At 40.9% G+C, this 25513-nt stretch carries 33 protein-coding genes and 1 tRNA gene; 25 read left to right on the plus strand and 9 right to left on the minus strand.

Translation table 11 applies throughout. The features are described 5' to 3' along the window. Nucleotides 1-176 precede the first annotated feature (176 nt). From rpsF to alr, 14 genes are all read left to right on the plus strand, one after another. Nucleotides 177-518, plus strand: a complete 342-nt coding sequence (gene rpsF, locus CSC79_RS13000; protein WP_036980061.1) for a 30S ribosomal protein S6 — start codon at nucleotides 177-179, stop codon at nucleotides 516-518. A gap of 69 nt (nucleotides 519-587) precedes the next feature. Further along, the gene (gene priB / locus CSC79_RS13005) at nucleotides 588-890 is read left to right on the plus strand and encodes a primosomal replication protein N (RefSeq protein ID WP_099296256.1); all 303 of its coding nucleotides are present in this window, start codon (nucleotides 588-590) and stop codon (nucleotides 888-890) included. Between the two features lie 12 nt (nucleotides 891-902). Next, the gene (gene rpsR, locus CSC79_RS13010) at nucleotides 903-1130 is read left to right on the plus strand and encodes a 30S ribosomal protein S18 (protein WP_002962753.1); all 228 of its coding nucleotides are present in this window, start codon (nucleotides 903-905) and stop codon (nucleotides 1128-1130) included. A gap of 35 nt (nucleotides 1131-1165) precedes the next feature. Next, entirely contained in the window at nucleotides 1166-1618 is a 453-nt protein-coding gene (rplI, locus tag CSC79_RS13015; protein WP_058548074.1) for a 50S ribosomal protein L9, read from the plus strand. Between the two features lie 292 nt (nucleotides 1619-1910). Further along, nucleotides 1911-2345, plus strand: coding sequence for a type IV pilin protein (locus tag CSC79_RS13020; RefSeq protein WP_237114017.1), 435 nt, complete (start codon nucleotides 1911-1913; stop codon nucleotides 2343-2345). A gap of 4 nt (nucleotides 2346-2349) precedes the next feature. Continuing rightward, a complete protein-coding gene (locus tag CSC79_RS13025) occupies nucleotides 2350-2799 on the plus strand; it encodes a GspH/FimT family pseudopilin (RefSeq protein ID WP_099296194.1) in 450 nt (149 codons plus the stop codon). Further along, entirely contained in the window at nucleotides 2799-3212 is a 414-nt protein-coding gene (locus tag CSC79_RS13030) for a prepilin-type N-terminal cleavage/methylation domain-containing protein (RefSeq protein ID WP_099296195.1), read from the plus strand. Before CSC79_RS13025 ends, CSC79_RS13030 begins: the two co-directional genes overlap by 1 nt. Beyond that, complete coding sequence (locus tag CSC79_RS13035; RefSeq protein WP_099296196.1) at nucleotides 3212-3739, plus strand: prepilin-type N-terminal cleavage/methylation domain-containing protein; 528 nt, start codon at nucleotides 3212-3214, stop codon at nucleotides 3737-3739. Before CSC79_RS13030 ends, CSC79_RS13035 begins: the two co-directional genes overlap by 1 nt. Further along, complete coding sequence (locus CSC79_RS13040; RefSeq protein WP_099296197.1) at nucleotides 3739-5565, plus strand: pilus assembly PilX N-terminal domain-containing protein; 1827 nt, start codon at nucleotides 3739-3741, stop codon at nucleotides 5563-5565. Before CSC79_RS13035 ends, CSC79_RS13040 begins: the two co-directional genes overlap by 1 nt. Nucleotides 5566-5787: 222 nt before the next feature. Continuing rightward, nucleotides 5788-6339, plus strand: coding sequence for an RNA polymerase sigma factor (locus CSC79_RS13045; protein WP_099296198.1), 552 nt, complete (start codon nucleotides 5788-5790; stop codon nucleotides 6337-6339). Beyond that, entirely contained in the window at nucleotides 6326-6808 is a 483-nt protein-coding gene (locus tag CSC79_RS13050; RefSeq protein WP_099296199.1) for a hypothetical protein, read from the plus strand. Before CSC79_RS13045 ends, CSC79_RS13050 begins: the two co-directional genes overlap by 14 nt. Nucleotides 6809-6819: 11 nt before the next feature. Then, nucleotides 6820-7761 (plus strand): DUF4097 family beta strand repeat-containing protein, encoded by a 942-nt coding sequence (locus CSC79_RS13055; RefSeq protein WP_099296200.1) that lies wholly within the window; start codon nucleotides 6820-6822, stop codon nucleotides 7759-7761. A 123-nt stretch (nucleotides 7762-7884) separates the two neighbouring features. After that, the gene (gene dnaB, locus CSC79_RS13060) at nucleotides 7885-9264 is read left to right on the plus strand and encodes a replicative DNA helicase (protein ID WP_099296201.1); all 1380 of its coding nucleotides are present in this window, start codon (nucleotides 7885-7887) and stop codon (nucleotides 9262-9264) included. Continuing rightward, nucleotides 9264-10343, plus strand: coding sequence for an alanine racemase (gene alr / locus CSC79_RS13065; protein ID WP_099296202.1), 1080 nt, complete (start codon nucleotides 9264-9266; stop codon nucleotides 10341-10343). Before dnaB ends, alr begins: the two co-directional genes overlap by 1 nt. Nucleotides 10344-10345: 2 nt before the next feature. Here the strand turns inward: alr and CSC79_RS13070 are convergent, their stop codons facing one another. Then, nucleotides 10346-10585 (minus strand): DUF2960 domain-containing protein, encoded by a 240-nt coding sequence (locus CSC79_RS13070; RefSeq protein WP_099296203.1) that lies wholly within the window; start codon nucleotides 10583-10585, stop codon nucleotides 10346-10348. Between the two features lie 129 nt (nucleotides 10586-10714). On the opposite strand from CSC79_RS13070, the gene CSC79_RS13075 reads away from it, so the two are divergent. The 3 genes from CSC79_RS13075 to CSC79_RS13085 are packed head-to-tail and all read left to right on the plus strand — an operon-like array spanning nucleotide 10715 to nucleotide 12402. Further along, on the plus strand, nucleotides 10715-10966 hold the full coding sequence (locus tag CSC79_RS13075; protein WP_058560330.1) for a hypothetical protein: 252 nt from the start codon (nucleotides 10715-10717) through the stop codon (nucleotides 10964-10966). Between the two features lie 12 nt (nucleotides 10967-10978). After that, complete coding sequence (gene pnuC / locus CSC79_RS13080) at nucleotides 10979-11602, plus strand: nicotinamide riboside transporter PnuC (RefSeq protein WP_099296204.1); 624 nt, start codon at nucleotides 10979-10981, stop codon at nucleotides 11600-11602. Further along, nucleotides 11602-12402, plus strand: coding sequence for a phosphotransferase (locus CSC79_RS13085; RefSeq protein ID WP_343256187.1), 801 nt, complete (start codon nucleotides 11602-11604; stop codon nucleotides 12400-12402). The genes pnuC and CSC79_RS13085 overlap by 1 nt, the downstream gene beginning before the upstream one ends. A 19-nt stretch (nucleotides 12403-12421) precedes the next feature. Here the strand turns inward: CSC79_RS13085 and CSC79_RS13090 are convergent, their stop codons facing one another. Next, on the minus strand, nucleotides 12422-12604 hold the full coding sequence (locus CSC79_RS13090) for a hypothetical protein (RefSeq protein WP_058560327.1): 183 nt from the start codon (nucleotides 12602-12604) through the stop codon (nucleotides 12422-12424). 249 nt (nucleotides 12605-12853) lie between these two features. Here CSC79_RS13090 and CSC79_RS13095 point away from each other — a divergent pair. Beyond that, a tRNA-Arg gene (locus CSC79_RS13095) sits at nucleotides 12854-12928 on the plus strand. Nucleotides 12929-12998: 70 nt separating this feature from the next. Beyond that, nucleotides 12999-13223, plus strand: coding sequence for a Rho-binding antiterminator (locus CSC79_RS13100; RefSeq protein ID WP_099296205.1), 225 nt, complete (start codon nucleotides 12999-13001; stop codon nucleotides 13221-13223). Here the strand turns inward: CSC79_RS13100 and zntB are convergent. Then, on the minus strand, nucleotides 13201-14172 hold the full coding sequence (zntB, locus tag CSC79_RS13105) for a zinc transporter ZntB (RefSeq protein ID WP_099296206.1): 972 nt from the start codon (nucleotides 14170-14172) through the stop codon (nucleotides 13201-13203). The two genes, CSC79_RS13100 and zntB, sit on opposite strands and share 23 nt — an antisense overlap. Before the next feature lie 149 nt (nucleotides 14173-14321). Between zntB and CSC79_RS13110 the strand changes: the two genes are divergently transcribed. From CSC79_RS13110 to CSC79_RS13120, 3 genes are read left to right on the plus strand one after another with little or no spacing between them, the layout of a single operon-like run. Then, the gene (locus CSC79_RS13110; RefSeq protein ID WP_099296207.1) at nucleotides 14322-14750 is read left to right on the plus strand and encodes an ATP-dependent zinc protease; all 429 of its coding nucleotides are present in this window, start codon (nucleotides 14322-14324) and stop codon (nucleotides 14748-14750) included. 10 nt (nucleotides 14751-14760) lie between these two features. Further along, entirely contained in the window at nucleotides 14761-15666 is a 906-nt protein-coding gene (gene rimK / locus CSC79_RS13115; protein WP_099296208.1) for a 30S ribosomal protein S6--L-glutamate ligase, read from the plus strand. Beyond that, nucleotides 15653-16711, plus strand: a complete 1059-nt coding sequence (locus tag CSC79_RS13120) for a succinylglutamate desuccinylase/aspartoacylase family protein (RefSeq protein WP_099296209.1) — start codon at nucleotides 15653-15655, stop codon at nucleotides 16709-16711. Before rimK ends, CSC79_RS13120 begins: the two co-directional genes overlap by 14 nt. Nucleotides 16712-16768: 57 nt before the next feature. On the opposite strand, the gene CSC79_RS13125 is transcribed toward CSC79_RS13120, so the two are convergent. From CSC79_RS13125 to recQ, 4 genes are all read right to left on the minus strand, one after another. After that, on the minus strand, nucleotides 16769-17308 hold the full coding sequence (locus CSC79_RS13125; protein ID WP_099296259.1) for a mechanosensitive ion channel domain-containing protein: 540 nt from the start codon (nucleotides 17306-17308) through the stop codon (nucleotides 16769-16771). A gap of 77 nt (nucleotides 17309-17385) precedes the next feature. Next, nucleotides 17386-19089, minus strand: coding sequence for a BamA/TamA family outer membrane protein (locus tag CSC79_RS13130; RefSeq protein ID WP_099296210.1), 1704 nt, complete (start codon nucleotides 19087-19089; stop codon nucleotides 17386-17388). A 59-nt stretch (nucleotides 19090-19148) separates the two neighbouring features. Beyond that, the gene (locus CSC79_RS13135; protein WP_099296211.1) at nucleotides 19149-19445 is read right to left on the minus strand and encodes a DUF3630 family protein; all 297 of its coding nucleotides are present in this window, start codon (nucleotides 19443-19445) and stop codon (nucleotides 19149-19151) included. Between the two features lie 14 nt (nucleotides 19446-19459). After that, the gene (gene recQ, locus CSC79_RS13140) at nucleotides 19460-21283 is read right to left on the minus strand and encodes a DNA helicase RecQ (protein WP_099296212.1); all 1824 of its coding nucleotides are present in this window, start codon (nucleotides 21281-21283) and stop codon (nucleotides 19460-19462) included. 110 nt (nucleotides 21284-21393) lie between these two features. Between recQ and CSC79_RS13145 the strand changes: the two genes are divergently transcribed. Further along, entirely contained in the window at nucleotides 21394-21849 is a 456-nt protein-coding gene (locus CSC79_RS13145) for a thioesterase family protein (RefSeq protein ID WP_180270436.1), read from the plus strand. A gap of 52 nt (nucleotides 21850-21901) precedes the next feature. Further along, nucleotides 21902-22825 (plus strand): EamA family transporter RarD, encoded by a 924-nt coding sequence (gene rarD / locus CSC79_RS13150; protein WP_099296213.1) that lies wholly within the window; start codon nucleotides 21902-21904, stop codon nucleotides 22823-22825. On the opposite strand, the gene CSC79_RS13155 is transcribed toward rarD, so the two are convergent. After that, nucleotides 22822-24057 carry a response regulator gene (locus CSC79_RS13155; RefSeq protein WP_099296214.1) on the minus strand — a complete coding sequence of 412 codons (1236 nt, stop codon included), beginning with the start codon at nucleotides 24055-24057 and terminating at the stop codon, nucleotides 22822-22824. The genes rarD and CSC79_RS13155 overlap by 4 nt on opposite strands. Before the next feature lie 112 nt (nucleotides 24058-24169). Further along, nucleotides 24170-24544, minus strand: a complete 375-nt coding sequence (locus tag CSC79_RS13160; protein ID WP_099296215.1) for a DUF413 domain-containing protein — start codon at nucleotides 24542-24544, stop codon at nucleotides 24170-24172. A 91-nt stretch (nucleotides 24545-24635) separates the two neighbouring features. On the opposite strand from CSC79_RS13160, the gene CSC79_RS13165 reads away from it, so the two are divergent. Further along, nucleotides 24636-25496, plus strand: coding sequence for a LysR family transcriptional regulator (locus CSC79_RS13165; RefSeq protein ID WP_099296216.1), 861 nt, complete (start codon nucleotides 24636-24638; stop codon nucleotides 25494-25496). The last annotated feature ends 17 nt before the right edge of the window (nucleotides 25497-25513 follow it).

Genomic DNA, 25513 nt, shown 5'->3' on the forward strand with positions numbered 1-25513 from the left:
GCTGATAGCTGATAGCTGATTTATTAACTCCCCCACTTAAAGCTAAAAAACCTGCTTGCTTAATTTTCCAACTAAGCGTAAAATGCGCGCTCATTTCGGCCTATTTAATATTAATTCCTTGCCTTAAACCGACTGGCTGAAACGGTAGAAGGCTCTATTAACCGTAAGGAATATCCATGCGTCATTACGAAATCGTATTCATGGTTCACCCTGATCAGAGTGAGCAAGTTGCTGGTATGATCGAACGTTATACCGGTTCTATCACTGAAGCTGGTGGTACTATCCACCGTCTTGAAGACTGGGGCCGTCGTCAACTGGCTTACCCAATCAACAAGCTTCACAAAGCTCATTATGTTCTTATGAACGTTGAAGCACCTACTGAAGTAATCAGCGAGCTAGAAACTACTTTCCGCTACAACGATGCAGTGCTTCGTAACTTAGTTATGCGTACTAAAAACGCTGTAACTGAAGCGTCTCCTCTTGTAAGAGAAGAGAAGAAAGAAGCACCAGCTGCTTAATTGTTTTGAGTCCAAGCATGGCGCTTGTTCAGTTGAGTAATTAAGATGAGCCAAAAGCTTAACCCTTACATGAATCAACTAACACTATCTGGAGTCGTTTGTAAAACGCCCAAATATAGTCAAAGCCCTGCTGGTATACCGCATTGTATTTTTGTTGTAGAACATAAATCAATGCAAGTTGAAGCAGACCTTAACCGTAATAGTTATGTAAAGCTTCAAGTGGTTGCTAGTGGTAAGCAAATGCAACAACAGACTCAACATTTGCACGTTGGGCAGGCATTGCAAGTGAGCGGTTTTTTAAACCGCCATGAAGGTCGTAACGGCCTTAGCCAATTGGTTTTGCATGCTCAGCATATAGAAAGAATTAATTGAGGAATTTATCTCATGGCACGTTATTTCAGACGTCGTAAGTTCTGCCGCTTTAAAGCGGAAGGCGTACAACAAATCGATTACAAAGATCTAGCTACTCTTAGAAACTATGTTACAGAAAGTGGCAAAATCGTACCTAGCCGTATTACAGGTACTAGCGCTAAATACCAGCGCCAGCTAGCAACTGCTATCAAGCGCGCTCGCTACTTAGCCCTTCTTCCATACACTGACTTACATAAGTAAGCAGCGGATTAACAGTTTTTAAAAGGTGTAGAAACATGCAAGTTATTCTACTAGATAAGATCGCTAACCTAGGTAGCCTAGGTGAACAGGTTGTAGTTAAATCTGGTTTCGCACGTAACTTCCTTTTCCCGCAAGGTAAGGCAGTTCCTGCGACTAAAGCTAACATTGAAACTTTTGACGCACGTCGCGCAGAACTTGAAGCGAAAATCGCTGAACAGTTAGTTGCTGCACAAGCACGCGCTGACAAACTAGAAGCATTAGCTGAAGTTACATTAGTATCTAAAGCTGGTGACGAAGGTAAGTTATTCGGTTCAATCGGTACTCGTGATATCGCTGACGCTATCTCAGCTGTTGGTGTTGAAGTTGCTAAATCAGAAGTTCGTTTACCTCTAGGTACTATCCGTGAGACTGGCGAATTTGACGTTGCAATCGCAGTACACTCAGACGTAACGGCTACTATTAAAGTAATCGTAATCGCTGAAGCTTAATTTTTAATTAAGCCAAAAAAGCCGCGCTCATTGAGCGCGGCTTTTTGTTACCTAATAGAATGAACTCACTACTTATATTGTTCGTATATGTAAGCTGTTGTTAGTTATAATGTATTAGAGTAAGAAATGCTTTCGGTGTAGCTTTTCTTCACCGAGCCAAGTCGAAGAAAAATCAGAAAGTGGTAGATATACTTTTATTTGTTGTCTTCATTTAGATTTCAGTTTGTTGACAGTGACAGCGTTGTCACTGTATATTGTTTGTGCACTGGGCATGGTGTGAAGGAAGTAATTGATGAACAATAAAATGAAAAAAAGTGTATTACAACATGGGTTTACACTCACCGAGTTATTAATAGTTGTTGCAATAATAGGTATTCTTTATAGCGTAGCTTTACCTTCATATACAGAGCATATGGAGCGCAGTCGCCGCGCTGATATTCAGCAGGTAATGTTACAATATGGTGCAAGCCTAGAGCGAATATATTCACGTAACGGTGGTTACCCAAATGCATTTAATGCTGCCGTAAATACTGAATTCTATACTTTTTCATATACGCCATCAGATAGAGTCCCCGGTGCAGCTGCTGCCGATGATTTTCGTAGTCGAAAGTACACTTTAAAAGCGACTCCTAAAGCAGGCTCAGCTCAAGCGAATGACCTTTGTGGTGCCTTAACGTTAACTCATGATGGTTCACAGCTACCAAATTCTAATAGTTGTTGGGGTTAGCCAAATGAACAAAGCCTCAGGTTTTACTCTTGTTGAGTTAATGGTGGTGGTTGGTATCATCGCGATTATGGCTGTGCTTGCATTTCCCTCATTTAGCCAGCAAATAATGCAAGATCGTGTTGTAACAACCGCCAATCAGTTGAACAGTGTATACAAGTTTGCGCGCAGCGAAGCGGTAAAGCGCGATAGTAATGTTAAGCTTGTTGTGAGCGGAGATAAATGGCAAGTAAAGGCACCCGTTGATGGAGTCGAAACCTTGTTGCGTGAGTTTGCTATTCAACATCAAGGTATTAATGTTTCATTAGTAGATAAAACGATTATGTCTACAGGTGAGGTTTCGTTAGCAAGTACCATTTTGGTTAAAGATGATAACGAAAAAACGACAGACTATTATCTTTGTGTTTTAAAAAGTGGTCAAAATTGGTTAGCTGAAAAATCCACTGGGTGCGCGTAATGAAATCGCAAAATGGTTTTTCATTACTTGAGGTAATGATATCGGTTGTGATTGCAGGTATTGCTTTATTAGGCCTTGCCTCTGCACAGCTAAAATCTTTACAGTACGCGACCAATAGTTTTAATTACACTGTTTCTTTAATTCAAGCGCAAAATACCATAGAGCGACTATGGCCTCATATTTGTGAATTACAAACAACGAACCCTGATCTATTTACGGATGTGGATTTTCGCGCTGCTCTTGAACCACAAATAGCCGACTACACGTTAACCTTACCAGCTGCTTTTAATGATGAAATGCAGGTTATTGTTAGCTGGAATGACGAACGTATTAAGCAAAACGATCCACTGGGTCTGGAAAATCAAATCACACTCAATGCCAGTTATCCTGATTTATCTGCAGGGTGTAGTTAATGTTTTATTGCGGAGAAAAACAACGCGGTTATACATTGGTCGAGTTGATGGTAGCACTTGCAGCAGGGGCGTTTTTGCTCGGTGGTGTAAGTTTGGCATACTCTGCCATAAAAGGGACTGTGTTGGTTGGCAAGGAATTAGAAAACGCGCAAGAAGTTATACGCTATACCAGCAAGGTATTTACTCGCAGTATTAAGCAAACACCGGTTACACCTATAGTGAGTGCTGATGGTTCATCAATTACAATAACCCAGCCCGCAGGAGTTGTGACTTGCACAGGAAGTGTGGCAGCGGCGGATGTAAATGAAGTCTATAGCTTAGACGGTAATAACCTCATGTGTGCGCTCGGTGCATTGACCCCTGAGCGGTTATTAACCGGTTTAGCATCGCTAAATTTTAGTATCAACAATGAGCTAGTCACAATTAACGTTAAACCAGAGCAGTTACCAGCTCAATTTGGGGACTCCGTTGCTATAGAGCTAGCTGCATCTAACGTTATTCTTGAAAAAGTATACAGTGGTGAATAATGAGTAAGAAACAGCATGGCTTTACATTAATAACGGTGCTTATTTTAACAAGTATGGCCAGCATTGTTGTACTTAATTCATTACGTGAAAACCTTGTGCAAGAACGTTTGACGGGTAACTTTCAAAAGAAGATTAATAGCCGCCTGTTAGCTGAAAAAGGGGTATTCGAAGAAGCGAAGTTATTAAAACAGGCACTGAACGATAATCAGGCGCTTGATGTAGATGGTTTAATTGCTGCAGCAGGAAATGCGACAGGGAGTGGTTTAATTGGCGATGATGCTATTTATAATGCGACATTAAGTAAAAATGCAGCAGGAGAAATTGAAATAGCTAGTCAGGGCCGGCGCTATAGCGGCGACGCGGTCAGTAACCTCGTTGCACGTTATAAAATGATTCCTGGTGCGCCTAAGTCTCCCTTTGAGCAAGCCATTGTTGGCTGTGAAGGGGTTCTTGTTAATGGTAGCGGTCGTATTGACAGCTACGATTCAGCGGACGGGCCATATAAAGAAGAAGATGCGGGTACAGATGCACGGGTAGGGACTATTCATCATGATTCAGATGTTTCGTTAAGTGGTGGCTCGCCTATTTGGGGCGATGTGATAGTAACGGGTAATGTAACTTTAAGTGGTAGTTCACCTGTAATGGGAGATATACATGCCAACGGAAGTGTTACTATTAATGGCGGTACTGGCACCGGTGTGCCTGAAGGCTATCCAGCTGACACCCGCGTAGCAGGAGATATTTTATCAATGCAAAGCATTGATTTCACTGGCGGACGTGTTTTGGGGGTGTTAAGGGCTACAAAAGATTTAACAATCCGTAATAATGATGACGGTATTGTTGAGAATAGAGAAGCAAATGGCCTTGATATTATGTATGGCGGTAAAGGTAGCTTCCCCAGTGATTTAGGTGCGCACCAGTATCAAGATGGTAAACCATATTCGCATGAAGTATTTAAAAAAGTGCCAGATATACAACCTGTCCCTTCGGTTGACCCAAATAACCCAGACCCAAATCATGACTACACAGATCCACGTACTAACTGTGATCCGATTTTGGTTGTTCGTAACAATGAAAATTTAGCAGGCAGCAGTACACTTACGGATTTAAATGTTATCGAATTTTCAGCATTTAATTTGACCGCAAATCAGGGGACATTTACCAAGTGGCCGAGTTGGAAAAAACCGATGGGGCAAAACATTACGCCTGTATCAAGAACCGTATTTGAGCAACCTAATCAACAAGTTTATGTCTTGGATAGCTTGACCGTTTCTGGCGGAAAACTGACTGTGCAAAGTGGTGATGTCACTTTATATATTAAAAACGACTTTAGGTATAATAATCATCCTAGTAATGGGTTTGAGATAGCCTCGGGTGCCACATTAACAATATATATTGAAGGACGCGTTATTATTGATGATGAAATTACAGCGCATGAGCCTATTTCGTCAGTTGGGCGTGCTGTATTTAGCATTTTTTCAAGTTACGAAACCCCAGACATGGATCCGCTGGTGTGTCATGGTGTGCCTTCAACAGGCAATAAAGTTGGCGTAGAGCTTTTATCAAATGCATCTATGTATGCAGCGATTTATGCACCTAGAGCCCATATTCAAGTTAATTCAGATTCTGGTAATGACTTTAATGGCTCCCTGAGAGGTAAAACGGTCTCAACATGCGGTAATGGTGGGATCCATTATGACAAACGTTTAAAAGATATTAGTGCTGGCGGCGGCGGTGCTACCGTACCTAAATTACAGTTTCTAGGTTGGTCATACAAAGCCCCCGAAACTATTGTTGAAGAAACAGAAGAAGAAACAACTCCTTAAGAATATGGCTGCACCCCAGTGTAGCCATTCAAAACTGGCTATAATGATCATTTGATCACTGACCTTTCATTTAGAAAATAAATAATTTTATTTCTTTTAAACCTTTTCTACCTTGCCTAACGTCTAACTATTCAAGAAACTAAATATGAATAAAACATATTTTTTAATGGCTTGGGTATAAACTCAATTCATAACAACAATTATAAAGGGACAACATCAACGATGTTGATAGATGCTAAAGAGGCTTTTGCACCTCCTTCTGAGGATGCATTAATTACGCAAGCTAAAATGGGTGATCAACAGGCCTATGCCCAACTGTATACGTTACATGTTAAGCGTGTCTATGCCTTGTGCTTACGCTTACTTGCGGACAAAGAGCATGCGGAAGATGCAACACAAGAGGTCTTTGTTCAGCTGTGGCATAAAATTGCGAGCTTTGAAGGGCAATCACAATTTTCCACATGGTTACATAGTGTAACCAGTAATATTGCGATTAGTTACTTAAGAAAGCATAAAAACTGGCTGCAAAAGGTGGTGAGTTTTGAGCAAAGTGGTATGGATGAACAAAGTGCGACTGATTGCCAAGGCTTAAACGGGCTCGATAAATTAGTGCTGCGATTGCCTGAGCGAGCAAGGATGGTGTTTGTTCTTCATGCTATTGAAGGTTACCGCCACGAAGAAATTGCGACCATGCTTGGAATGGCCGTCGGATCGAGTAAGTCGCAATATCATCGTGCAAAACAGTTATTAAAAGAGTGGTATGAAAATGAGTAAACCAGATTTTGAAACATTCTTAGCTGAGTCACTTAACAACTCAGAGACGCACATTGCGCCGGAAAAAGATTTATGGCAAGGAATAGAAAAAGCGATTTCTAACCCAGCGATACAGCAACGTGAATCGTCTATGTGGCCAAAGCTTGCTGGGATTGCAGCATGCAGTGTTGCTGCATTATTAAGTGTTCAGCTGGTCTTTAATAGCCCAACTCAGGACGCCAGCGTTGCAATGAGTGACTTTTTTGCAGAGCAAAAACAAACGTTATTAGTGCAGTACCAAGATCAGCCTGCGTTAACGGATAACTGGCAACAACAATTAACAGAGTTAGAGGATGCAGAGCGGGCAATTAAACAAGCGTTAGAGAATGAGCCCGAAAATCCCGCATTGTTAAAAATGCTGGCGCAAATTTATCAACAGCAATTAGATCTAATCAATAAGGTGCATGCACCTAAGTGGCAAACAATTTAGGAGTAATGAGTATGAAAGCATTAATTTTAGCGATGAGTATGTTGCCGCTAATGGCAGTTGCAGGGCAAAAAATCGATGAGCAAATTAGCGTACCAGCTAATAAACGTATTTTTATTGATAACCAACGCGGGGATGTGCGCGTTGAAGGGTGGGATAAAGCTGAACTTAAAATAAGCGGTGAACTTGATGACAAAGCACAAGGGTATCGTTTAGAAGTTGAGAATGATCGTATTGAATTTATTGTTAAAATGCCACGCAATCAAAACTACGGTTGGAATAGAGGCGATGGGTCAGAGCTTGTAATCTTCATGCCAAAGAGTAGTGAATTAGAGCTGTCGGGTGTGAACGTTAACGTTGTGGCAAGCGAGCTTAGCAATGGTACTGATATTGATGTAGTCAATGGCGACATTACATTATCTGCTATTGAAGGAGATATAAGCGTTGAAACGGTTAATGGTGATGTAGATGCAACAAACTTAATTGGTGATATTCGCTATGAAACCGTTAATGGTGAAATTAATGATAGAGACTCTCAAGGAAAATTACGTTTTACAGCTGTAAATGGTGATATTAAATCAACGTCGAAAGCGCAAGATGTAAGATTAGAGAATGTTAATGGGGATATCGACTTTGCCCTTGATACTGTTAAAAAGTTACGCATTAACACTGTTAATGGTGAGGCTGAAGTACGCATTAACCGTTTACTTGATAAGGCTGACATACGCTTTGAGTCAGTCAGTGGTGATGCTGAATTCTTTTTCCCTGATGACATATCTGCTAAATTTGAAATTGAAGCACATGCAAATGGCAAGATAGTTAATGAGCTCAGCAATGATAAAGTAAAAAAAGCTAAGTATGGTCCTTCAAGTGAACTTGAGTTTAGCGTAAATGGCGGCGACGCTGATATCGAAATAGATACAATCAGCGGTCGTATTGAATTACGTAAAAAATAACCATAACACTTTATGGTGATTTGGGTACATGAACCAAAGCAGGAAAAGAATTCCTGCTTTGCTATTTTCACAACCTCAGCAAGTCGATAGAATAGAGCTATTCCCTGTTAGTATTGCGAAGTTATGGCTAAACCAGATAAACAAGTCGACACCCTTAAAGTTCCTCCTCATTCCATTGAAGCAGAACAGTCTGTTCTAGGTGGCTTAATGCTTGATAACCAAGCCTTTGACCGTGTTGCTGAGCTGGTTGTTGCGCAAGATTTTTATACGCGTACTCATAAACTTATCTTTGAGGCTATGGTTGAGCTGGCTGAAGTGGGTGATCCGATCGACTTAATCACGATTTCAGAGAGCTTAGAGAAAAAGAATTCATTGAGTAATATTGGTGGTTTTGCCTATTTAGCTGAAATCGCCAAAAATACACCCAGCGCGGCGAATATAGACGCTTACGCGAATATTGTGCGTGAACGTGCGGTGGTTCGTGAAATGATCGGCGTGGCTAACGAAATTGCTGAAGCTGGTTTTAATCCTGAAGGGCGAACCAGCCATGATTTGCTCGACTTTGCAGAAAGCAAAGTATTCAAAATTGCTGAACAGCGGACAAAAAGCAGTGAAGGCCCGCAAAGTATTCACAATATCCTAGAGAAAACCGTTGATAAAATTGAAGAGCTTTACCAGTCACCGCAAGATGGTGTAACGGGTGTAGGCACTGGGTACGCTGATCTAGACAAAATGACAACGGGTTTGCAGCCCTCTGATTTAATTATTGTGGCAGCGCGTCCATCAATGGGTAAAACCACGTTTGCGATGAACTTAGCTGAACATGCTGCAATGACACAAGATAAGCCTGTACTTATTTATTCATTAGAGATGCCATCTGAGCAAATCATGATGAGGATGCTGGCGTCTCTTGGCCGTATAAACCAAACCAAAGTACGTACAGGCCAATTAGATGATGATGATTGGGCGCGCTTATCATCAACCATGGGCTTATTGATGGAAAAAGGTAAGATGTATGTAGATGATGCATCAGGTCTAACACCGACAGATGTTCGCTCAAGAGCACGTCGTATTGCTCGAGATCATGGCGGGATCAGCATGATCATGGTCGATTACTTGCAGTTGATGCGAGTACCGAGCTTGTCAGATAATCGTACCCTAGAGATTGCAGAAATATCACGCTCACTTAAGTCATTGGCTAAAGAGCTAAAATGCCCCGTTGTAGCTCTTTCTCAGCTTAACCGTACTCTAGAGCAACGTGCTGATAAACGACCGATCAACTCGGATTTACGTGAATCAGGCTCTATCGAGCAGGATGCCGATTTAATCATGTTTATTTATCGTGATGAGGTCTACAACGAAGACAGTACAGAAAAAGGCATCGCTGAGATCATTATCGGTAAACAGCGTAACGGTCCTATCGGTAAAGTACGTTTGACCTTCCAAGGCCAGTTCTCGCGTTTTGATAATTACGCGGGTCCAGCAGTTGATGACGAGTATTAATGCGTTTAGCGGTAGCACAAATTAATTTATCGAACCTTGCGCACAATCTTGCGCAGGTAAAACGATTTGCCCCTAATAGCAAGGTGATGGCTGTTTTAAAAGCGAATGCTTATGGCCATGGCTTAGTTAAAATAGCGCAGCACTTAAATAATGCCGATGCATTTGCCGTAGCACGAATTGATGAGGCTCTTGCGCTTCGTGCAGGTGGGCTGACAAAACCTATTGTGCTTCTTGAAGGTGTTTTTCACCCCGAAGATTTAGCCATCCTGCTGGCGAACAATTTTCAAACCATTATCCATGATGAGAATCAATTAATTGCGCTTGAAGAGGCGCAATTAGAGGCACCTATAAACTGTTGGCTGAAAATAAATACTGGTATGCACCGCTTAGGTATTGCGCCATCGCAATTAAATAATTTTTACCAGCGCTTAAGTGCGACTAAAAATGCTAACAGTACTATTAATTTAATGACGCACTTTTCGTGTGCAGATGATGTGAGCGATGCAAAAACAGCTGAGCAAATCGCGTTGTTCGACTCCCTCGTCGCAGGTAAGCAACAAGCGCATTGCCTAGCCAATTCTGCGGGCATTATTGCATGGCCTGCGGGGCATGGGGATTGGGTGCGACCAGGTCTTATGATGTATGGTGTATCGCCTATGTTGGGAGCTTTAGGCCATCAACATAATTTAAAACCAGTTATGCGCTTAACGACCCGAGTCATTGCTATTCGTGAGGTCGATGCAATGCAATGTGTTGGCTACGGTGGAAGTTGGCACTCTCAAAGCGCAACTAAGTTAGCAGTGGTTGCTATGGGCTATGGCGATGGTTATCCACGTCATGCGAAGCACGGTACGCCTGTTGTAATAGGTAATAAGCGCTATGGTATTGCCGGCAATGTTTCAATGGATATGATAAGCGTAGACATTGGTAACAACAGCGAAAACATTAAAGTGGGTGACGAGGTCGTAATGTGGGGCCCTGAATTACCAGTTGAAGAGATCGCGCAATGTGCAACCACGATCCCTTATGAATTACTATGTAATATTACCCCACGAGTGAGCTACGAGTATCTCGATTAAGGCTATTCTTTAATAAAGTAGATATCAGCGAAGCCCATTCGAGCAAACTCTTGATCGCGAAAATTACGTACCGCGGCAGATCCTTTCGATGTCATTTCAATTTGTCGTACCATATTTAAATAGTTGGTTAAATCGACACCTTCAGCCGCAGCTATCGCCTGATACATATCTTGGTATTTATCTTTAGCGAAGTTAATTTCACGAGGCTGATTTTTGAAGGTGTAGGTAATACGTCTGGCCATGGGATACTCATAATTAAAACTAATAATGCTAATTTTACACCTTCTTCGCCGTCGCCTCTACCATTGAATGACTTGTAAGCAGTAGCGGGTTACAATAAGGTAATTATTTTAATAATGAGTGCGTTAGTAATGAAATTATCTGTTGAGATCAGTAAATACCCACTACACCAAGACTATATCCCATTTATTAAAGGATTTATTGATCGTTTAAATACCTACGATGATTTAAAAGTAATAACAAATACGCTGTCTACGCAAATATTTGGCGACTATGATTTGGTCATGTCTGTTCTTAATACTGAAATTAAGCGCTCGTATGAAGAGTTTGGTAAAGCCATTTTTGTGTGTAAGTTTCTATCTGGTGATCTTTCGCCTGAATAATGTGAGCCAATAATGGACTTTATTACGCAAACTCTTGCAGGGTTTACTGCAATGTCGCACTGGGAATATATTGCAGTCGCTTTGTCTATGGCCTATCTATTATTGGCTATAAAAGAAAATCTATGGTGCTGGCCGGCAGCATTCTTTAGCACGCTAATTTATACCATAATGTACTGGAATGGTGCTTTGTTAATGGAGTCATTACTGCATTTTTATTATATGTACATGGCTGTTTATGGTTGGATGGTATGGCGAAAGGGGGGGGCAAATAAACAAGAGCTGGCCATTACCTCATGGGGTATTAATCATCATATAGCTATCATTATAGGTACTTCGTTAGTTGCAACCGTACTAGGTTACATAATGACTAATTATACTCATGCAGATTTCGCGTATCTAGATAGTTTTACAACCTGTTTTGCTGTGGTGACCACGTATTTAGTGGCTAAAAAGGTGCTTGAAAATTGGCTTTATTGGATAGTTATAGATGCCGCATCAATGTATTTATACTATGAAAAAGGCTATTACCCAACGCTCGCGTTATTTGTATTCTATACGCTTATGGCTGCATGGGGGTTTAAAACTTGGTACGAAGAGTACGAACAAGATCAAGCTAAACCTTTAGCACAATTGTAATGATGAGTTTTGATAAAATTAGTGCAATATTTAGTGCTTTTAATTCTCAGTTAGCAATTACTCATACTGAACGCTTACATAGTGGCTTAAGCAACGATAATTTTCTTGTTCGCACATCAAACCATGGTTATTTACTTAAGTGCTATCGTGAACACTGGCCTGTAGTGGGTTTAGCAGCTCAAAAAAAATTTGCTGCGCTGAGCGTATGTTCAACGCCTTTATGGACTGATCAGGCACAAAAAATAGCGATATTCGAATACATAGAGGGTACAACTGCTCAAAGTGAATTGAATCATCAGCTAATTAGTAAGCTAGTGCAGCTTCATCAGCACTCAGTGTTGACTGAACCCATGGATATTAAATACGAACTTGATTATTACCAAAGTACAACACTGTATGAATACTATCAGGGGGTAATCGAGCACGCATTAGCGAGAATATATACTTTTAAAAAGGATCTTGGTTTTTGCCATAATGACTTGGTCAAAGAAAATATTATAGAAAATGACACGGGTGTGTATTTAATTGATTTTGAATACGCCAAAAGTAATGACGTGTACTTTGATCTGGCAGCATTGGCTGTGAGCTTTAAATTAAATCAAAAACAAAAAATTGACTTACTCAATGTTTATCAAAAAAAACGTTCACATAGCGTTGAATTTCATCCCTCTGTGGACAAGCTAATATGCTATGAAGTCGTTTTTTTAGTGTTGTGTATATGTTGGTACAGCGCACGCAATGTTGATGATAAAGTAACGACTTTACGTGCGCAATTGGATGACTTAATAAGTAAAATGTAAGTGCCGTCTTTGCTGTGAATTAAAGGCCACCAAAGCGAGCAGCTAACTCTTTGTATTTGGCAACTTCTTCAGCATCAAACTGTGGCTCTCCATTGGCATCTTCAGACTTTGCGATTAATAGACTCTCTCTGGCTAAGCGTTTAACGCGCTCAACTTTAACCCCTAAAAACTCGGCGACTTGTTCTGTCGACATTAAACTCATAACTCTACTTCCTCGTGGTTAACTATTTCGAAAAGCGGTTTTGAACCGTACAGATGTTACAAAATAGTTATTAATTTTTATCAAGTATAATTTAATAGCTGTTTTTTGTCTTCTTGTGAAGTAAATTATTATAATTAGTGTATTAAATGAGCATATAAGCAACAGATGCTAGCATTTAGCCCAAGATGTCTTTATTATTGCCCGTGCTAAAGCATCGATATCGCGAGTCGGTGTGGCGGCAACAAATGTGCTCTCGTGGTGAAATGGATATCACGTGGCTCTCCGGAAGCTAAGTTGCAGGTTCGATTCCTGCCGAGAGCGCCATTTGCTTTTCTTATATATCAAATCCCGCTTACTTTGTTACACTTCATTTTTTATCCTTTTGTGATCAGTTATGCATTATCGGCCTATTAAGTGTGGTGATTACGATCAACTTGAGCTGTTCTGTATGCAGCAAGCGAAGGTTACAGTTATCACCACTGACGATGAAACTCTAATTGGTAAAGCGATTAACCTTGAAAACCATAAAGGTCAGGGGGAGTTTTTGCTGATTAACTGTGAAGAACAAGGCGAACATAAAGTCCGCCTTGATAAAATTAAAGCCATTTCTTACTTTTAAAATAAACGCCTATACCGCCTGTTAGCACAATTAAAAATAGCACAAATGCGCTAAACGCGTACGGGCTATCAGTGCCTGGGATCCCTCCAACGTTAACGCCGAGTAGGCCAGTTAAAAAGCCTAGCGGTAAGAATAATGCCGCAACAACAGACATTACATACATGCGTTGATTTAGCTGCTCAGACACATGGTTAGTGATTGTTTGCTGTATAACCTGGGCACGCTCAATCGCACTGTCTAATTCCTCAAGGTATCTTATCAGCAAGTTGGTCGTTTCATTTAGCTTGGCTTTATCCGTTTCTTCTAACCATGTGAAACGGTTACTAGCAAGCGAGCTTAAAGCTTCCTTTTGTGGTCGTAAATACCTTTTTAAAGCAATAGTTTGCCTGCGTAGCTGTGATAGGCCTTGATTATCAAAGCGCTTTGTCGGTTCGTCAATCTCGCCTTCAAAAATATCTAAAGTATCGTCGAGTTCATCAATCACAGCTTGCATTCGAGAGGTTAAATTTTGTGTTAAATGACACACTAGTTCAGAAATATTGCATGGGCCATCACTTTGCATCAATGAATCTAATACATTCTGTACTGATAGCAGGCGACGCCTACGAGTCGTAATCACAATATCGTCATTAATAAATAGGCGTAATGACACCATATCTTCAGGGCTTTGCGCCGGATTAAGGTTTACACCGCGTAAAAAGAGCATTGAGCCTTTGGCTGCTTTGCTTAGTCGCGGCCTAGTTTCATCAGCAATAAAAGACTCTAATTCATAGTCACTCAACAGCTCGCTGTTTTTTAGCCAGTTAACAGCTTGATCTTGTGAGTAATCTAAATGCAGCCATAGTTTTCCTTGTTTAGGTTGCCAATTAGCAAGAGTGCTACTAGTGTCTAGTGTGCACGCACCGCCTTTGCCATCGAGTAGCACCGCATGAAGTAAGCCATCGAACATAAGTTTGTCTCTACTTTTAATAAGGGCGCTATAGTTGTCTAATCTTTAATCTAGGTCAATTAAAGTTTCTTATCGATAAGAGTAATTTATTTTGTTGGTGTTTATTTGGTAATCGCGTATAAGTCATTTTTTTATTAAAGGGCGCATTTATGACGGCAAAAATTACAGTTGGTTGGCGTGAGTGGTTAAGCTTACCTGAGCTTGGTATAAATAAAATAAAAGCAAAGGTGGATACTGGCGCCCGTACGTCATGCATACATGCTATTAATATTGAAGAATTTAAACGTGATGAGCAGCAGTGGGTTCGTTTTATTGCTCAGCCTATACAGGGTAATGAACACACTCAAATAGAGTGTGAAGCAAAAGTAAAAAAGATGAAATACGTGACCAGCTCCAGTGGAGAGCGCCAGTTACGTTATTTTATTGAGACCATGCTCCACGCAGGAGGCGAGAGCTGGCCTATTGAAGTGACATTAACTCGTCGCTCAAGTATGAAGTTTAGAATGTTGTTAGGGCGTACCGCCATGGAAAATCGCATAGTCGTTGATCCGGCTTTATCTCATTTATTAGGTAGTTAAGGTTTTAACTATGAAAATTGGTATTTTATCTCGCAATAAAAATTTGTATTCAACACGTCGTTTAATTGAGGCCGCTACAGAGCGAGGTCATGAAGTTAAAGTGATTGATGCACTGCGCTGCTATATGAACATTAACTCAGAGCAACCTGAAATTCATTATCGCGGTGAAAACTTAAAAGACTTTGATGCGATTGTGCCACGTATTGGTGCATCTGTTACGTTTTATGGTTGTGCTGTTTTACGTCAGTTTGAAATGATGAATGTATTCCCAGTTAATGAATCTGTGGCAATTTCTCGTTCACGTGACAAGTTACGTTCATTACAACTTTTATCTCGTAAAGGTGTAGGTATGCCTGTTACAGGCTTTGCGAGTAAGCCTGATGACGTAAAAGACTTATTAGAGATGGTTGGTGGCGCACCTGTTGTTATTAAGTTACTAGAAGGTACTCAGGGCATTGGTGTGGTTTTAGCTGAAACGCGTAAAGCGGCTGAAAGTGTTATTGAAGCATTTATGGGCTTAAAAGCGAATATTATGGTTCAAGAGTACATAAAAGAGGCGGGTGGTGCTGATATTCGTTGTTTTGTTTTAGGTGATAAAGTTATTGCTGCTATGAAGCGCCAAGCACAAGAGGGTGAGTTTAGATCAAACCTTCACCGCGGTGGTAGCGCAACATTAGTACGTATCACCCCTGAAGAACGTAAAACAGCGGTGGCTGCTGCTAAAGCAATGGGCTTGAATGTAGCCGGTGTTGACTTACTGCGCTCATCTCGCGGACCATTAGTGATGGAAGTGAATTCATCACCTGGTCTTGAAGGCATTGAAGTGGCAACGGGTAAAGATATTGCAGGTATGGTGATCGATTTTATTGAGAAAGCCGCTGCGACTAAAGGAACAGCAACACGTGGCAAAGGTTAAAATTAATAGCGCCTTTTCTTTATTAGGCGAAACGGTCGGAGTAGGAGAGCGCAAGACGCTGGCATTAGAGGCTGCGAAGCTTTATACCCACTCGCCGTTGAATATCCCAATCGAAGTGGTTAATGGGGTGCAAGAAGGCCCTGTGTTGATGGTCTGTGCTGCGATTCATGGTGATGAACTCAATGGTGTGGAAGTAGTGCGACAGCTACTCGCTAAAATTGATGCCAGTCAGTTGCGCGGAACACTTATTGCGGTGCCAATTGTGAATGTATTTGGCTTTATTCATAAGTCACGATATTTACCTGATCGACGAGACATGAACCGCAGTTTTCCGGGTTCTATTCGCGGCTCGTTAGCAGGGCGCATGGCACATATGTTCTTCTCACAGGTTGCTGTTCATTGCACGCATATTATTGATTTGCATACAGGGGCAATACATCGTACCAATTTGCCACAGATCAGGGCTAACCTTAGTGATGAGGCGACAGCTGAAATGGCCAAAGCATTTGGTACACCCGCTGTGATTGATGCATCGCTTCGTAATGGGTCATTACGCAGTGAAGCGGCTAATTTAGGTATTCCGGTTATTACTTATGAGGCTGGTGAAGCGCTTAGGTTTGATCCCATTGCCATTGCCGCAGGTATGCAAGGGGTCGATTATGTAATGCGTCACTTAAAAATGATTCGGGGAAAACGCGCTAAAAAGCTACCAGAGCCTATTATCGCAAGTTCTACCAGTTGGGTGCGTGCTGAGGTTGACGGTATTGTACGTGCGCAAGTTTCACTGGGTGAGCGCGTTGTTAAAGGCCAGATCTTGGCCTATATCAGCAGCCCGCTAGGTGATTCTGAATTAGAGTTACTAGCACCTCGCAGTGGAATTATTATTGGTCAGCAAACAATGCCATTGGTAAATGAAGGGGATGCGGTGTTTCATATAGCTTATTTTGCCCATGCAAATAGCTTAGTTGAACAGCAGCTAGAGACCTTTATTGATGGTATTAATGATTTAGATGACGAATTAAAAACAGCCGATTTAAATAATTAATGTTTTAATTTGCTATAAAAAGGCGTTTGTTGGGTGACTGACAAGCGCCTTTTAAGTTTAGGGCTTTTTAGGGCCTAAGATTCTTTTTATTGCGGCGGGCTTCGTCGGTTTGGGCTCTTTGTTTAAAACCATGACAGGGCGCGTTACAAATAGGTTATTAGGATAAATAACACGATGCCCATCGATGTGTTCTAGCACAACATTCATTAGGCCCATTTCAATAATGCGGCCTTCTACAAAATTAGCGCCGTCAATCACTCTTATCCAGTAACCAACACGGCAGTCGTTTTGTATAAACATCAATAAAAACGAGGTTAAATTACTTAGCAATGACCAAGCTGCAAATAAAGCGACGCCAAGCATTGCAAACAATGAAGAACCTAGTACTAACAAGCCCCTTAGTTCAATGCCCCAAAATACCAATACTAAACAAATCATCACAATCGCTAAGATTATTTTTAGTAGTAGCTCTGCACGGTATTTACGGTGTACATCGACTTTACCTTTTATGGTTTTTTCGAGTAGTTTTTTGGTGAACTTTAATAGCAAAGGGAAGGCTAATAAGGCAACTAGGGTTACCACCCATTTATATTGCATGCTAAGAATATCAAGTAATTCCACGGCCAATCCATGTCTGCTTTATTTAAAGTGTATTTTAGCCATTTTAGCCGCCTTTAAAAGGTATTTTTAACAGTAACCAACCACTGAATTGAATCTACGTCATTACTTTTATCAAGAGGGGCGGCTATGTCTAAGTGGATCACTGTGCCTGCATTAGCTCGACTCGGTGCTAGCCTAAGACCCACGCCAGCATTTTTTAAAACCTGACCGTTGGCGCCATTATTTTTATCGTCAAACCAAGCTCGGCCAATGTCAAAAAAGGCAGCACCCCCGACCTTAAATAATTGCAGTAAGTCGTATTCCCAGTAATAGCGCTTTTCAAGATTGATTAAAAAACTACGATCGCCTTGTTGATAGTTAAGTGGGTAACCACGAAGGCCATTATCTCCGCCTAAATTAAGCTGTTTATCGTGTGTCAGGTTTTTTGCGTAATCGAGACGTACTTTAGCGTACCAAGATTGTTCTAAACTAGTGTTTAAGTAATATTGTATTTGGCTGGTGGCAAACAGGTTTTCGACTTTGCTTTGTTGTTCGTTCCAGTAACCGTCTAGGCTAGCATAAAATCGCCATAAGGTATTGTCACCACTAAAGTGAGCCTTTTTAGCATTAAATGAATAAACGGCGCGGCTATCATCGTCACTTATTTCTTCGCTAGAGTAACCAATTAGGCCTTTCACATTCCAGCCCAGATTTAAATCTTCAGTACGATAAATACTGTCAAAATTGCGCACTTTAATGAAGTGATCTTCAAACCAGTGACCGCTGACATAGGGGTAGCTTAAGTCGCGACTTTGGGCAAGTGGTGTATGAGTAGCAGGTATATTGTTAAATGAGTGCTCTTCGAATATGTAGCCAACACTTAAACGTTGGGTCCAACTATTACCTAATTGCTTGGAATGACCAAAGTGCAATTGGTTGTAATCCGTTTTTTGTTCAAACTCACTAAATACTTCACCACGTTTATAGAGAGATTCAATACGTTGGTCTGAATAGCTGACAAGACCATAGCTATAAGGTGTATCAATTGAATAAAAGGGGTAGGTCAACTCTAATAGATGACGCTTGCCATCGTCGTTATCCGAATACTCTACACGACCACGGTAGCGGCTAGAAAAAATATTAGGATCGTCATACACAAATAAATAGCCATCGCGATCAGCGTCACTGGTGCGAGAGACTGACAGGCGCTTACCCCAACCAAATAAATTAGACTCTCGAAAACCTATACTGGATTTATTCTCCCCGCCACTGCGACTGAAGCTTATTTCTGGCAGTAAGGTCCATAAGTCACGGGTAGCAACGTTGACATTTATGTTGCCATCACAGTCAAGCTCAGCACTAATATCAGCATCGTATAGGTAATTTTGCTTGCGTAAAAGGCGTTCGGATTCTGAGAGCTTTCTAGGAAGGTATTCATCACCAGACTTAAATAACAATAAATTAGTAATGACATCAGGCTCAGTGGTTATATGAACGCGATTGGCGAATCTAAAAATAGCGTTATTTTCTTCTTCTAAGTCTGTATTAAATACATTGAGTTGATTTAGAGTCACTTTACCTATTTTTGAACCAGTGGTTTTTTTTGGAAGTTGTTCCTCACCACTAAGTTGACGTCTTAGGTTTTGTTCTGAAGGGGTGATGGTGCGTTGATTGCTACAACTGCCATTATCTATAGTTTCAGCCTTAATCGTTGGGCTCAATAAGATAATACTACAGCAACTAAGCAGTAATGTTTTGCGATAACTATTTACGACCATTCAATCCCCTTATTTAGTATTACCTACTAAACACCATGTGGTCGTTAATGTCTAGCTGATTATTGCAATTGCGTTATTAAATAGTGGGTAAGGGCAGCAAGTAAATGCTCAGCTTCAGCGCCTTCACCATTGATCCAAACACTATTACTATAATGTTCAAAATTCAAATTAAAATTGTGTTGCTCATAATTGAAACGTAGTTGGTGGCGGTCAGCACCCGCTTCAAATTCTGTAATAGTAATAAGTGGAAAGTGTAGAAATAAGTTAGCCCAAAGCTCAAAGTCTTCGTCGTTTGGCATTTCTGTTGGTGAAATGACAATGGCGTTATGTTTATTATCAAGTTGAAAATCTATCATGGTGTTACCGTCATTTAGGGGGTAGCTAGATAATTACGTATCGCAGTTAAAAATGGGCTGCCGTATTTATTAAGCTTAGTAAAACCAACTCCCGAGACCTTTAAAAATTCGCTGTCGTTGGTTGGCATAAGCTGAGCCATTTCTGCCAGCGTTTTATCATTAAAGACGACATAGGGAGGCACATCATCATCATCAGCAAGCTGTTTGCGTAAGGCACGCAACTTAGCAAATAACTTTTTGTCATAATTAAATTGCGCCAGTTTGTCTTGGTATACATGCTTTGCTTGTAGTCGCGGCTCGGCCATTTGTAGGGTGTATTCACTTTTTAATACAGCGCGCGCACCTTCAGTTAAGCGTAACGTTGAACCTTGAGTTATGTCTTGGCTTAGTAAGCCTTGATGAATCAGTTGGCGTAAAATACTAAGCCAGAATTCACTGCTGTGATCTTTACCAATGCCATAGGTGCTTAATTGGTGGTGGTTATTATCCCGAATGCGACTAGTGTTAGCGCCACGCAACAGTTCTACTATGTAACCTAAGCCAAAACGTTGCTCAGCACGATAAACGCATGAGAGTGCTTGCTGGGCTACTAACGTGCCGTCAAAGCTTTTTGGCGGATTTAAGCAAATATCACAGTTACCACAGGGTTCGCGCTGATATTCACTGAAATAGTTGAGTAGTATTTGTCTGCGACACGTTTGTGCTTCGGCAAAGCTTGCCATGGCATTAAAGCGTTGCTCTTCAACGCGACGACGTTGCTCATCTTCAATATCTTCAAAAAAGCGCCTGACGCGGCCTATATCCGCCGGGTCAAAGTACATGATTGCTTCTGCTGCAAGCCCGTCACGTCCAGCTCTTCCTGTTTCTTGATAATATGCTTCGATACTTTTGGGTATGTCATAATGCAGTACAAAGCGCACATTGGGTTTGTTAATCCCCATGCCAAATGCCACAGTCGCAACTACAATTTGTATATCATCGCGGGCAAAACCTGTTTGCACGAATTGGCGTTGCTCGTTACTCATACCAGCATGATAGGCGGCAGCATTTAAACCAGCATCAGCAAGCTTTTCAGCAATATCATCAACGCGTTTACGGCTCGTGCAGTAGATAATGCCACTTTGATTTTGTTGTTCTTTTAAGTAGCGTAACAGTTGCGCCAGTGGTTTAAATTTTTCTTCAATGGTGTAGCGAATATTAGGCCTATCAAAACTGCCTGTGTGGATGTAAGGTGTTTGTAGCCCAAGCTGCTGTACAATATCGAATCGAGTTGCTTTGTCTGCTGTTGCAGTTAAGGCCATCATTGGTACATTTGCAAAGTGCTGTTTTAGTTCACTTAAGCGGCAATAGTGGGGTCTAAAGTCATGCCCCCAATGCGACACACAGTGTGCTTCATCAATAGCAAATAAACTGATATTTAAGTGGCTCAACCGCTCCAGGAACTCTCTTTGCAACACTTTCTCAGGGGCAACATACAGTAATTTTATTTGGCCACTATGTAATTGTTGATATATCTGTTGTTGCTCTTCACGATTAAGACTGTTGTTTATATACGCAGCTTTTACTCCGAGTGCTTGTAATTGAGCTACTTGATCTTGCATAAGAGAGATTAAAGGTGAAATCACTACCGTGAGACCACTCAAAGCCAACGCAGGTACTTGATAGCAGACTGACTTACCTCCGCCAGTTGGAAGCAGTACAAGCGAGTCCTTGCCATAAAGTGCAGCATTAATCACGGCTTCTTGGCCGTCTCGGAATTCGCTATAACCAAATACTTGCTTTAGTATGGCTGCGGGAGTGCGCACTACGGCGCTTGGAGTAGGGGCTAGTGTATTCATCGCGGTTATTTTAGAGCTTTTAAGCGACCTTGCATAGGAGCTTTTTATCGCACTTTCCTTTTAGTTGTGCTTTACTCATCTTACCAGTTGAGAATAATGAAAAAATAATAATGAATAAAACGATGCTGATTAACCAAGTTGCTAATATTTTTGTAGAGCAAATGCCCTTCAATCAATTCTTACAAATTAGCGTTAAGTCACTTGATGCCGATCAAGCACAAATTACTTTTCCTTGGCAGGATGTATTTATTGGTAACCCTTCGCAAAAAATTCTGCACGGTGGTGTTATCTCAGCCGTGCTTGATAATGTTGGCGGCATGCTTGCCGCGGCCTCTATCATTGATAAGCTTGAAGAGATTGATATGCTCAGTATTCAAAAGAAGCTATCAACACTCGGGACTATTGATTTAAGAACCGATTACTTACGCCCAGGCAAAGGGGATGAATTTACTGCCAGTGCAAAGCTGATCCGTTCGGGAAATAAAGTGTGCGTTTGCCGAATGGAGTTACACAATGAGTTAGGTGTGCAAATTGCCTTTGGCACAGGTACTTATTTAGTTGGATAAAACACTGCTCGAAGAGTAAACTAGCCGCCTTTTCCATGTTTAGAATAAATTTATGCCAACTAATCCTGAACAACGTAAGGGCGTTATATTAGCCTGTATGGCCTTTTTTATGTGGGGTTTGGCTCCCATTTACTTTAAGTTATTACAGCATATTTCGGCATTTGAAATACTAATGCACCGCGTTGTATGGTCTGTATTGTTTATTGTCATCATTGTATCGGTGATGCAGCAATGGCGTAAAATAAAACATGTGATTGTACAACCTAAGCTGCTCCTCATGTTAGTGCTTACTGCGACCTTACTGGGTTTTAACTGGGGGTTATTTATATGGGCAGTTAATAATGATCACATGCTTGATGCAAGCTTAGGCTACTATATTAACCCGTTGCTCAATGTATTGCTTGGCATGGTGTTTTTAGGTGAAAAATTACGAAAATGGCAAGGTATTGCTGTGGCGTTGGCATTCAGTGGTGTAGTTATTCAGCTGGTAAGCTTTGGCTCCTTTCCTGTAGTGGCATTTTCACTTGCTGGCTCGTTTGCAATTTACGGATTACTACGTAAAAAATTACCCATTGAGTCTTTACCAGGGTTGTTGTTGGAAGCGGTTATATTAGTGCCGATTGCATTGCTTTATTGGTGGTTGATGGCACCGTCTTCAAGTTCAAATCTCATGTTAAATGAATGGTATACTAACCTATTGTTGATCAGTGCAGGCGTTATTACTACTCTACCTTTATTGTGCTTCACTGGTGCTGCAAAGCGCTTGCAGTACACGACGCTGGGCTTTTTTCAGTACATAGGGCCAAGTCTAATGTTTATTCTTGCTGTGATGTTTTATGGTGAAGTGTTTAGTAATGAACGCATGGTGACGTTTGCCTGTATTTGGAGTGCTTTAGCTATTTTTAGTTGGGATTCATATCGTCAATCACAAAAGCGCAAGCGTGCAGCGGTGCTTGCGCCTGTTAAGCCTGTTTAGGCGATAACTCTGTTACGCCCAGATTCTTTTGCCTTGTAGAGGTTAATATCGGCCTGTTTTAATAGTTCATCAATCTTGTAAACAGGCCCTTGGTTGTAACCTACCGAAATCGTAAACTTAATCTTTTCCGCGCTAAATTTAGGGCTGTTTAACTCAATGAATTGTCTAAACTTCTCAAGTAGTTCGATTGCTTCTGACTTGGCAGTGTCGGCAAAGTAAACGGCAAATTCCTCCCCGCCTAAACGCGCGACTAGGTGTTTGCTAAAGTGTTTCGCAAAACAAACTGATAAACCTTTAAGTACCTCATCGCCAGCATCGTGACCATAGGTGTCGTTAATTGATTTAAAGTGGTCAATATCTATCATGGCAAGTGAGGTTACTTCTTCTTGCTTTTTTAGGTGTTTTAACGACTTATTTGCTTCTTCAAAAAAGTAACGGCGATTAGGGAGCTTAGTCAAATAGTCTGAGTTAGCCTGTAGACGAATGGTTGCTATGTTTTCCAGCATGTCGACGTTTTGGCTTAACCGACAATAAAACTCTTCATTGTTAAATGGTTTTCGTAAATAGTCATTCGCCCCGCTTTTTAAAAAACGCGCCGACAAGTGTTCAGCATCTGAACCAGAAATTCCAATGATAGCTTTTTCATCATTGCTATAAAGCCGACGAATTTCACTGCATAGTTCATCACCATTCATATTTGGCATTTCATTATCAGTAATAATCACATCAATATCGGGTGTTTGAGAAAGCACTTGTAATGCTTGCTCACCACTGTCTGCTTGTAGTACTTGGTATTTGTGCCGTTTAAGCAAACTCAATATATGGCGCCTTGTTGATGATGAATCATCAACGACCAATACTTTTATATTTTCGTTTCTAGGTAAACGTAACAGTTGCTTTGAAAGGTATTGGTACGCTTGCTTATTTTCTTTAGTGATGTAATCAATGATTGGGTACTTTTCGACGGTATTTCGTGTGGCAGAATCTAAACTGCCAGTCATAACAATCGTGGGGATTTCTGCACCAACGGTACATGGCACAGCTTCACCATTTTGGGCATCAGGTAAGATAAAATCTACTACAGCACAAAAGTAGTTGTTGTTTTCAATGTAGTCTTTTGCTTGTGCAAGTGAGCCAGCAATATCAACATCATAGCCTGCTTTAATTGCAATATGCTTTTGCACCATTGCAATCGTTGGCGTGTCTTCAATAATTAAAATTTTTCGTGTCACGTATCACCTTGATACTAGTTTCTTGAGCAATTATTGCTGCTAGTACAAGTTTTAACTGTTAAAACACAAAAAAGCAAATGCCATTACATTATTATTTGTAATTAGACGGGGTTTATACCCCGTCAGAATCGAAATGGTATGTTGAGCTTTGTGGCAATACAGCGGCTATTTTTGAACGACCAAACAAGGTATGAAACTTGGTTTTACAGGTTGTTAATTTTAAGTATTTTAGCCATGCTCTTTCAATGGAATTGCTAACAGCAGACTCGCCATTGATGACCTTTAAAAATTGTTCTTGAATTTCATTTTGCGGTGCAAGAGATTTGTTGTATAACCCATTAAGAATAATTCCATGTTGCTCTAGGATGCTTGCTTCAAGTAATGTGAAATTACCACTGCGACTAAATCCGCGAGGGAAGTTTTTGTCATCAAAGAACTGACGTTGACTTACAAATGCTTGGCGAAGTACTGAAATATCATTGCTCATGGCTGTTTCCTCATGCCCTAATTTCATGCTGGAGTATGGAACAAGTTGAGTGATTTTTTAAGCGAGAAATTTTTATCGTGAGGATAAATAATTGGATATCGATTTATTAAAAACGTTTGTAGAAGTTGTACGGACAAGACATTTTGGCAAAGCTGCCGAAAATTTATATATAACACAGTCAGCCGTCAGTTTTCGAATACGTCAGCTTGAGCAAGGGTTGGGTGTAAATTTATTTATTCGTCAGCGCAATAATATTCAGCTAACGGCCCCAGGTGAGCGATTATTACCCCATGCGCAAATGATTATTACTGGTATGCAGCGCGCGAAAGTGGACGTTGCATTAGCTGATAATATGCATAAACAAGTAAGCTTAGCTGGAACTCCTAATATTTGGGATGCTTTTTTACAGTTTGGTATTACCAATATAGTTTCAGCTATGCCCGGTGTTTCACTTGTTGCTGAAGTAAAAGCGCAACAAGAAAGTACGCGGCTATTACTTGAACGGACACTGGATTTAGCTATTTTGTTTGATCCGCCAAAAGTAGATGAGCTGGTGGTGGAGCGTATTTGCGAGCTTCCTATTATTCCGGTTAGTGCTTATGAATCGGCTGTTAATGAAAACTTCTTTGACAACAAATATGTTTATGTTGACTGGGGAACTACATTTTCACTGTGGCATGCTCGCCAGTTTAATGGCCGTACACCACCTTTCTTTAGAACAAGCACAGGAAGAATTGCGTTAGATTTAATTTTGCAATGTGGCGGAAGTGCGTTTATACCTGATGTATTGGTAAAAAACTACATCGAAGCGGGTGAATTATTTGAAGTGCCTGATGTTGAACATACTTCAAGGGATATTTTTGTTGCTTACCATAAAGATAATGAACAAAAACAATTACTTGAAAAGCTAGTAAATTTGCTAATTGAGTTAGGGCCAAAGCTAGGTCAGTAGCTTAACGAGTAACTATG

It is taken from the genome of Pseudoalteromonas sp. 3D05, assembly GCF_002723455.1.
GTDB lineage: Bacteria > Pseudomonadota > Gammaproteobacteria > Enterobacterales > Alteromonadaceae > Pseudoalteromonas.

Excerpts from the sequence above, each read along its gene's own strand:
- rpsF (WP_036980061.1), top strand. The coding sequence starts at position 177 with ATGCGTCATTACGAAATCGTATTCATGGTTCACCCTGATCAGAGTGAG.
- priB (WP_099296256.1), top strand. The coding sequence starts at position 588 with ATGAATCAACTAACACTATCTGGAGTCGTTTGTAAAACGCCCAAATAT.
- rpsR (WP_002962753.1), top strand. The coding sequence starts at position 903 with ATGGCACGTTATTTCAGACGTCGTAAGTTCTGCCGCTTTAAAGCGGAA.
- rplI (WP_058548074.1), top strand. The coding sequence starts at position 1,166 with ATGCAAGTTATTCTACTAGATAAGATCGCTAACCTAGGTAGCCTAGGT.
- CSC79_RS13020 (WP_237114017.1), top strand. The coding sequence starts at position 1,911 with ATGAACAATAAAATGAAAAAAAGTGTATTACAACATGGGTTTACACTC.
- CSC79_RS13025 (WP_099296194.1), top strand. The coding sequence starts at position 2,350 with ATGAACAAAGCCTCAGGTTTTACTCTTGTTGAGTTAATGGTGGTGGTT.
- CSC79_RS13030 (WP_099296195.1), top strand. The coding sequence starts at position 2,799 with ATGAAATCGCAAAATGGTTTTTCATTACTTGAGGTAATGATATCGGTT.
- CSC79_RS13035 (WP_099296196.1), top strand. The coding sequence starts at position 3,212 with ATGTTTTATTGCGGAGAAAAACAACGCGGTTATACATTGGTCGAGTTG.
- CSC79_RS13040 (WP_099296197.1), top strand. The coding sequence starts at position 3,739 with ATGAGTAAGAAACAGCATGGCTTTACATTAATAACGGTGCTTATTTTA.
- CSC79_RS13045 (WP_099296198.1), top strand. The coding sequence starts at position 5,788 with ATGTTGATAGATGCTAAAGAGGCTTTTGCACCTCCTTCTGAGGATGCA.
- CSC79_RS13050 (WP_099296199.1), top strand. The coding sequence starts at position 6,326 with ATGAAAATGAGTAAACCAGATTTTGAAACATTCTTAGCTGAGTCACTT.
- CSC79_RS13055 (WP_099296200.1), top strand. The coding sequence starts at position 6,820 with ATGAAAGCATTAATTTTAGCGATGAGTATGTTGCCGCTAATGGCAGTT.
- dnaB (WP_099296201.1), top strand. The coding sequence starts at position 7,885 with ATGGCTAAACCAGATAAACAAGTCGACACCCTTAAAGTTCCTCCTCAT.
- alr (WP_099296202.1), top strand. The coding sequence starts at position 9,264 with ATGCGTTTAGCGGTAGCACAAATTAATTTATCGAACCTTGCGCACAAT.
- CSC79_RS13070 (WP_099296203.1), bottom strand. The coding sequence starts at position 10,585 with ATGGCCAGACGTATTACCTACACCTTCAAAAATCAGCCTCGTGAAATT.
- CSC79_RS13075 (WP_058560330.1), top strand. The coding sequence starts at position 10,715 with ATGAAATTATCTGTTGAGATCAGTAAATACCCACTACACCAAGACTAT.
- pnuC (WP_099296204.1), top strand. The coding sequence starts at position 10,979 with ATGGACTTTATTACGCAAACTCTTGCAGGGTTTACTGCAATGTCGCAC.
- CSC79_RS13085 (WP_343256187.1), top strand. The coding sequence starts at position 11,602 with ATGATGAGTTTTGATAAAATTAGTGCAATATTTAGTGCTTTTAATTCT.
- CSC79_RS13090 (WP_058560327.1), bottom strand. The coding sequence starts at position 12,604 with ATGAGTTTAATGTCGACAGAACAAGTCGCCGAGTTTTTAGGGGTTAAA.
- CSC79_RS13100 (WP_099296205.1), top strand. The coding sequence starts at position 12,999 with ATGCATTATCGGCCTATTAAGTGTGGTGATTACGATCAACTTGAGCTG.
- zntB (WP_099296206.1), bottom strand. The coding sequence starts at position 14,172 with ATGTTCGATGGCTTACTTCATGCGGTGCTACTCGATGGCAAAGGCGGT.
- CSC79_RS13110 (WP_099296207.1), top strand. The coding sequence starts at position 14,322 with ATGACGGCAAAAATTACAGTTGGTTGGCGTGAGTGGTTAAGCTTACCT.
- rimK (WP_099296208.1), top strand. The coding sequence starts at position 14,761 with ATGAAAATTGGTATTTTATCTCGCAATAAAAATTTGTATTCAACACGT.
- CSC79_RS13125 (WP_099296259.1), bottom strand. The coding sequence starts at position 17,308 with ATGCAATATAAATGGGTGGTAACCCTAGTTGCCTTATTAGCCTTCCCT.
- CSC79_RS13130 (WP_099296210.1), bottom strand. The coding sequence starts at position 19,089 with ATGGTCGTAAATAGTTATCGCAAAACATTACTGCTTAGTTGCTGTAGT.
- CSC79_RS13135 (WP_099296211.1), bottom strand. The coding sequence starts at position 19,445 with ATGATAGATTTTCAACTTGATAATAAACATAACGCCATTGTCATTTCA.
- recQ (WP_099296212.1), bottom strand. The coding sequence starts at position 21,283 with ATGAATACACTAGCCCCTACTCCAAGCGCCGTAGTGCGCACTCCCGCA.
- CSC79_RS13145 (WP_180270436.1), top strand. The coding sequence starts at position 21,394 with ATGAATAAAACGATGCTGATTAACCAAGTTGCTAATATTTTTGTAGAG.
- rarD (WP_099296213.1), top strand. The coding sequence starts at position 21,902 with ATGCCAACTAATCCTGAACAACGTAAGGGCGTTATATTAGCCTGTATG.
- CSC79_RS13160 (WP_099296215.1), bottom strand. The coding sequence starts at position 24,544 with ATGAGCAATGATATTTCAGTACTTCGCCAAGCATTTGTAAGTCAACGT.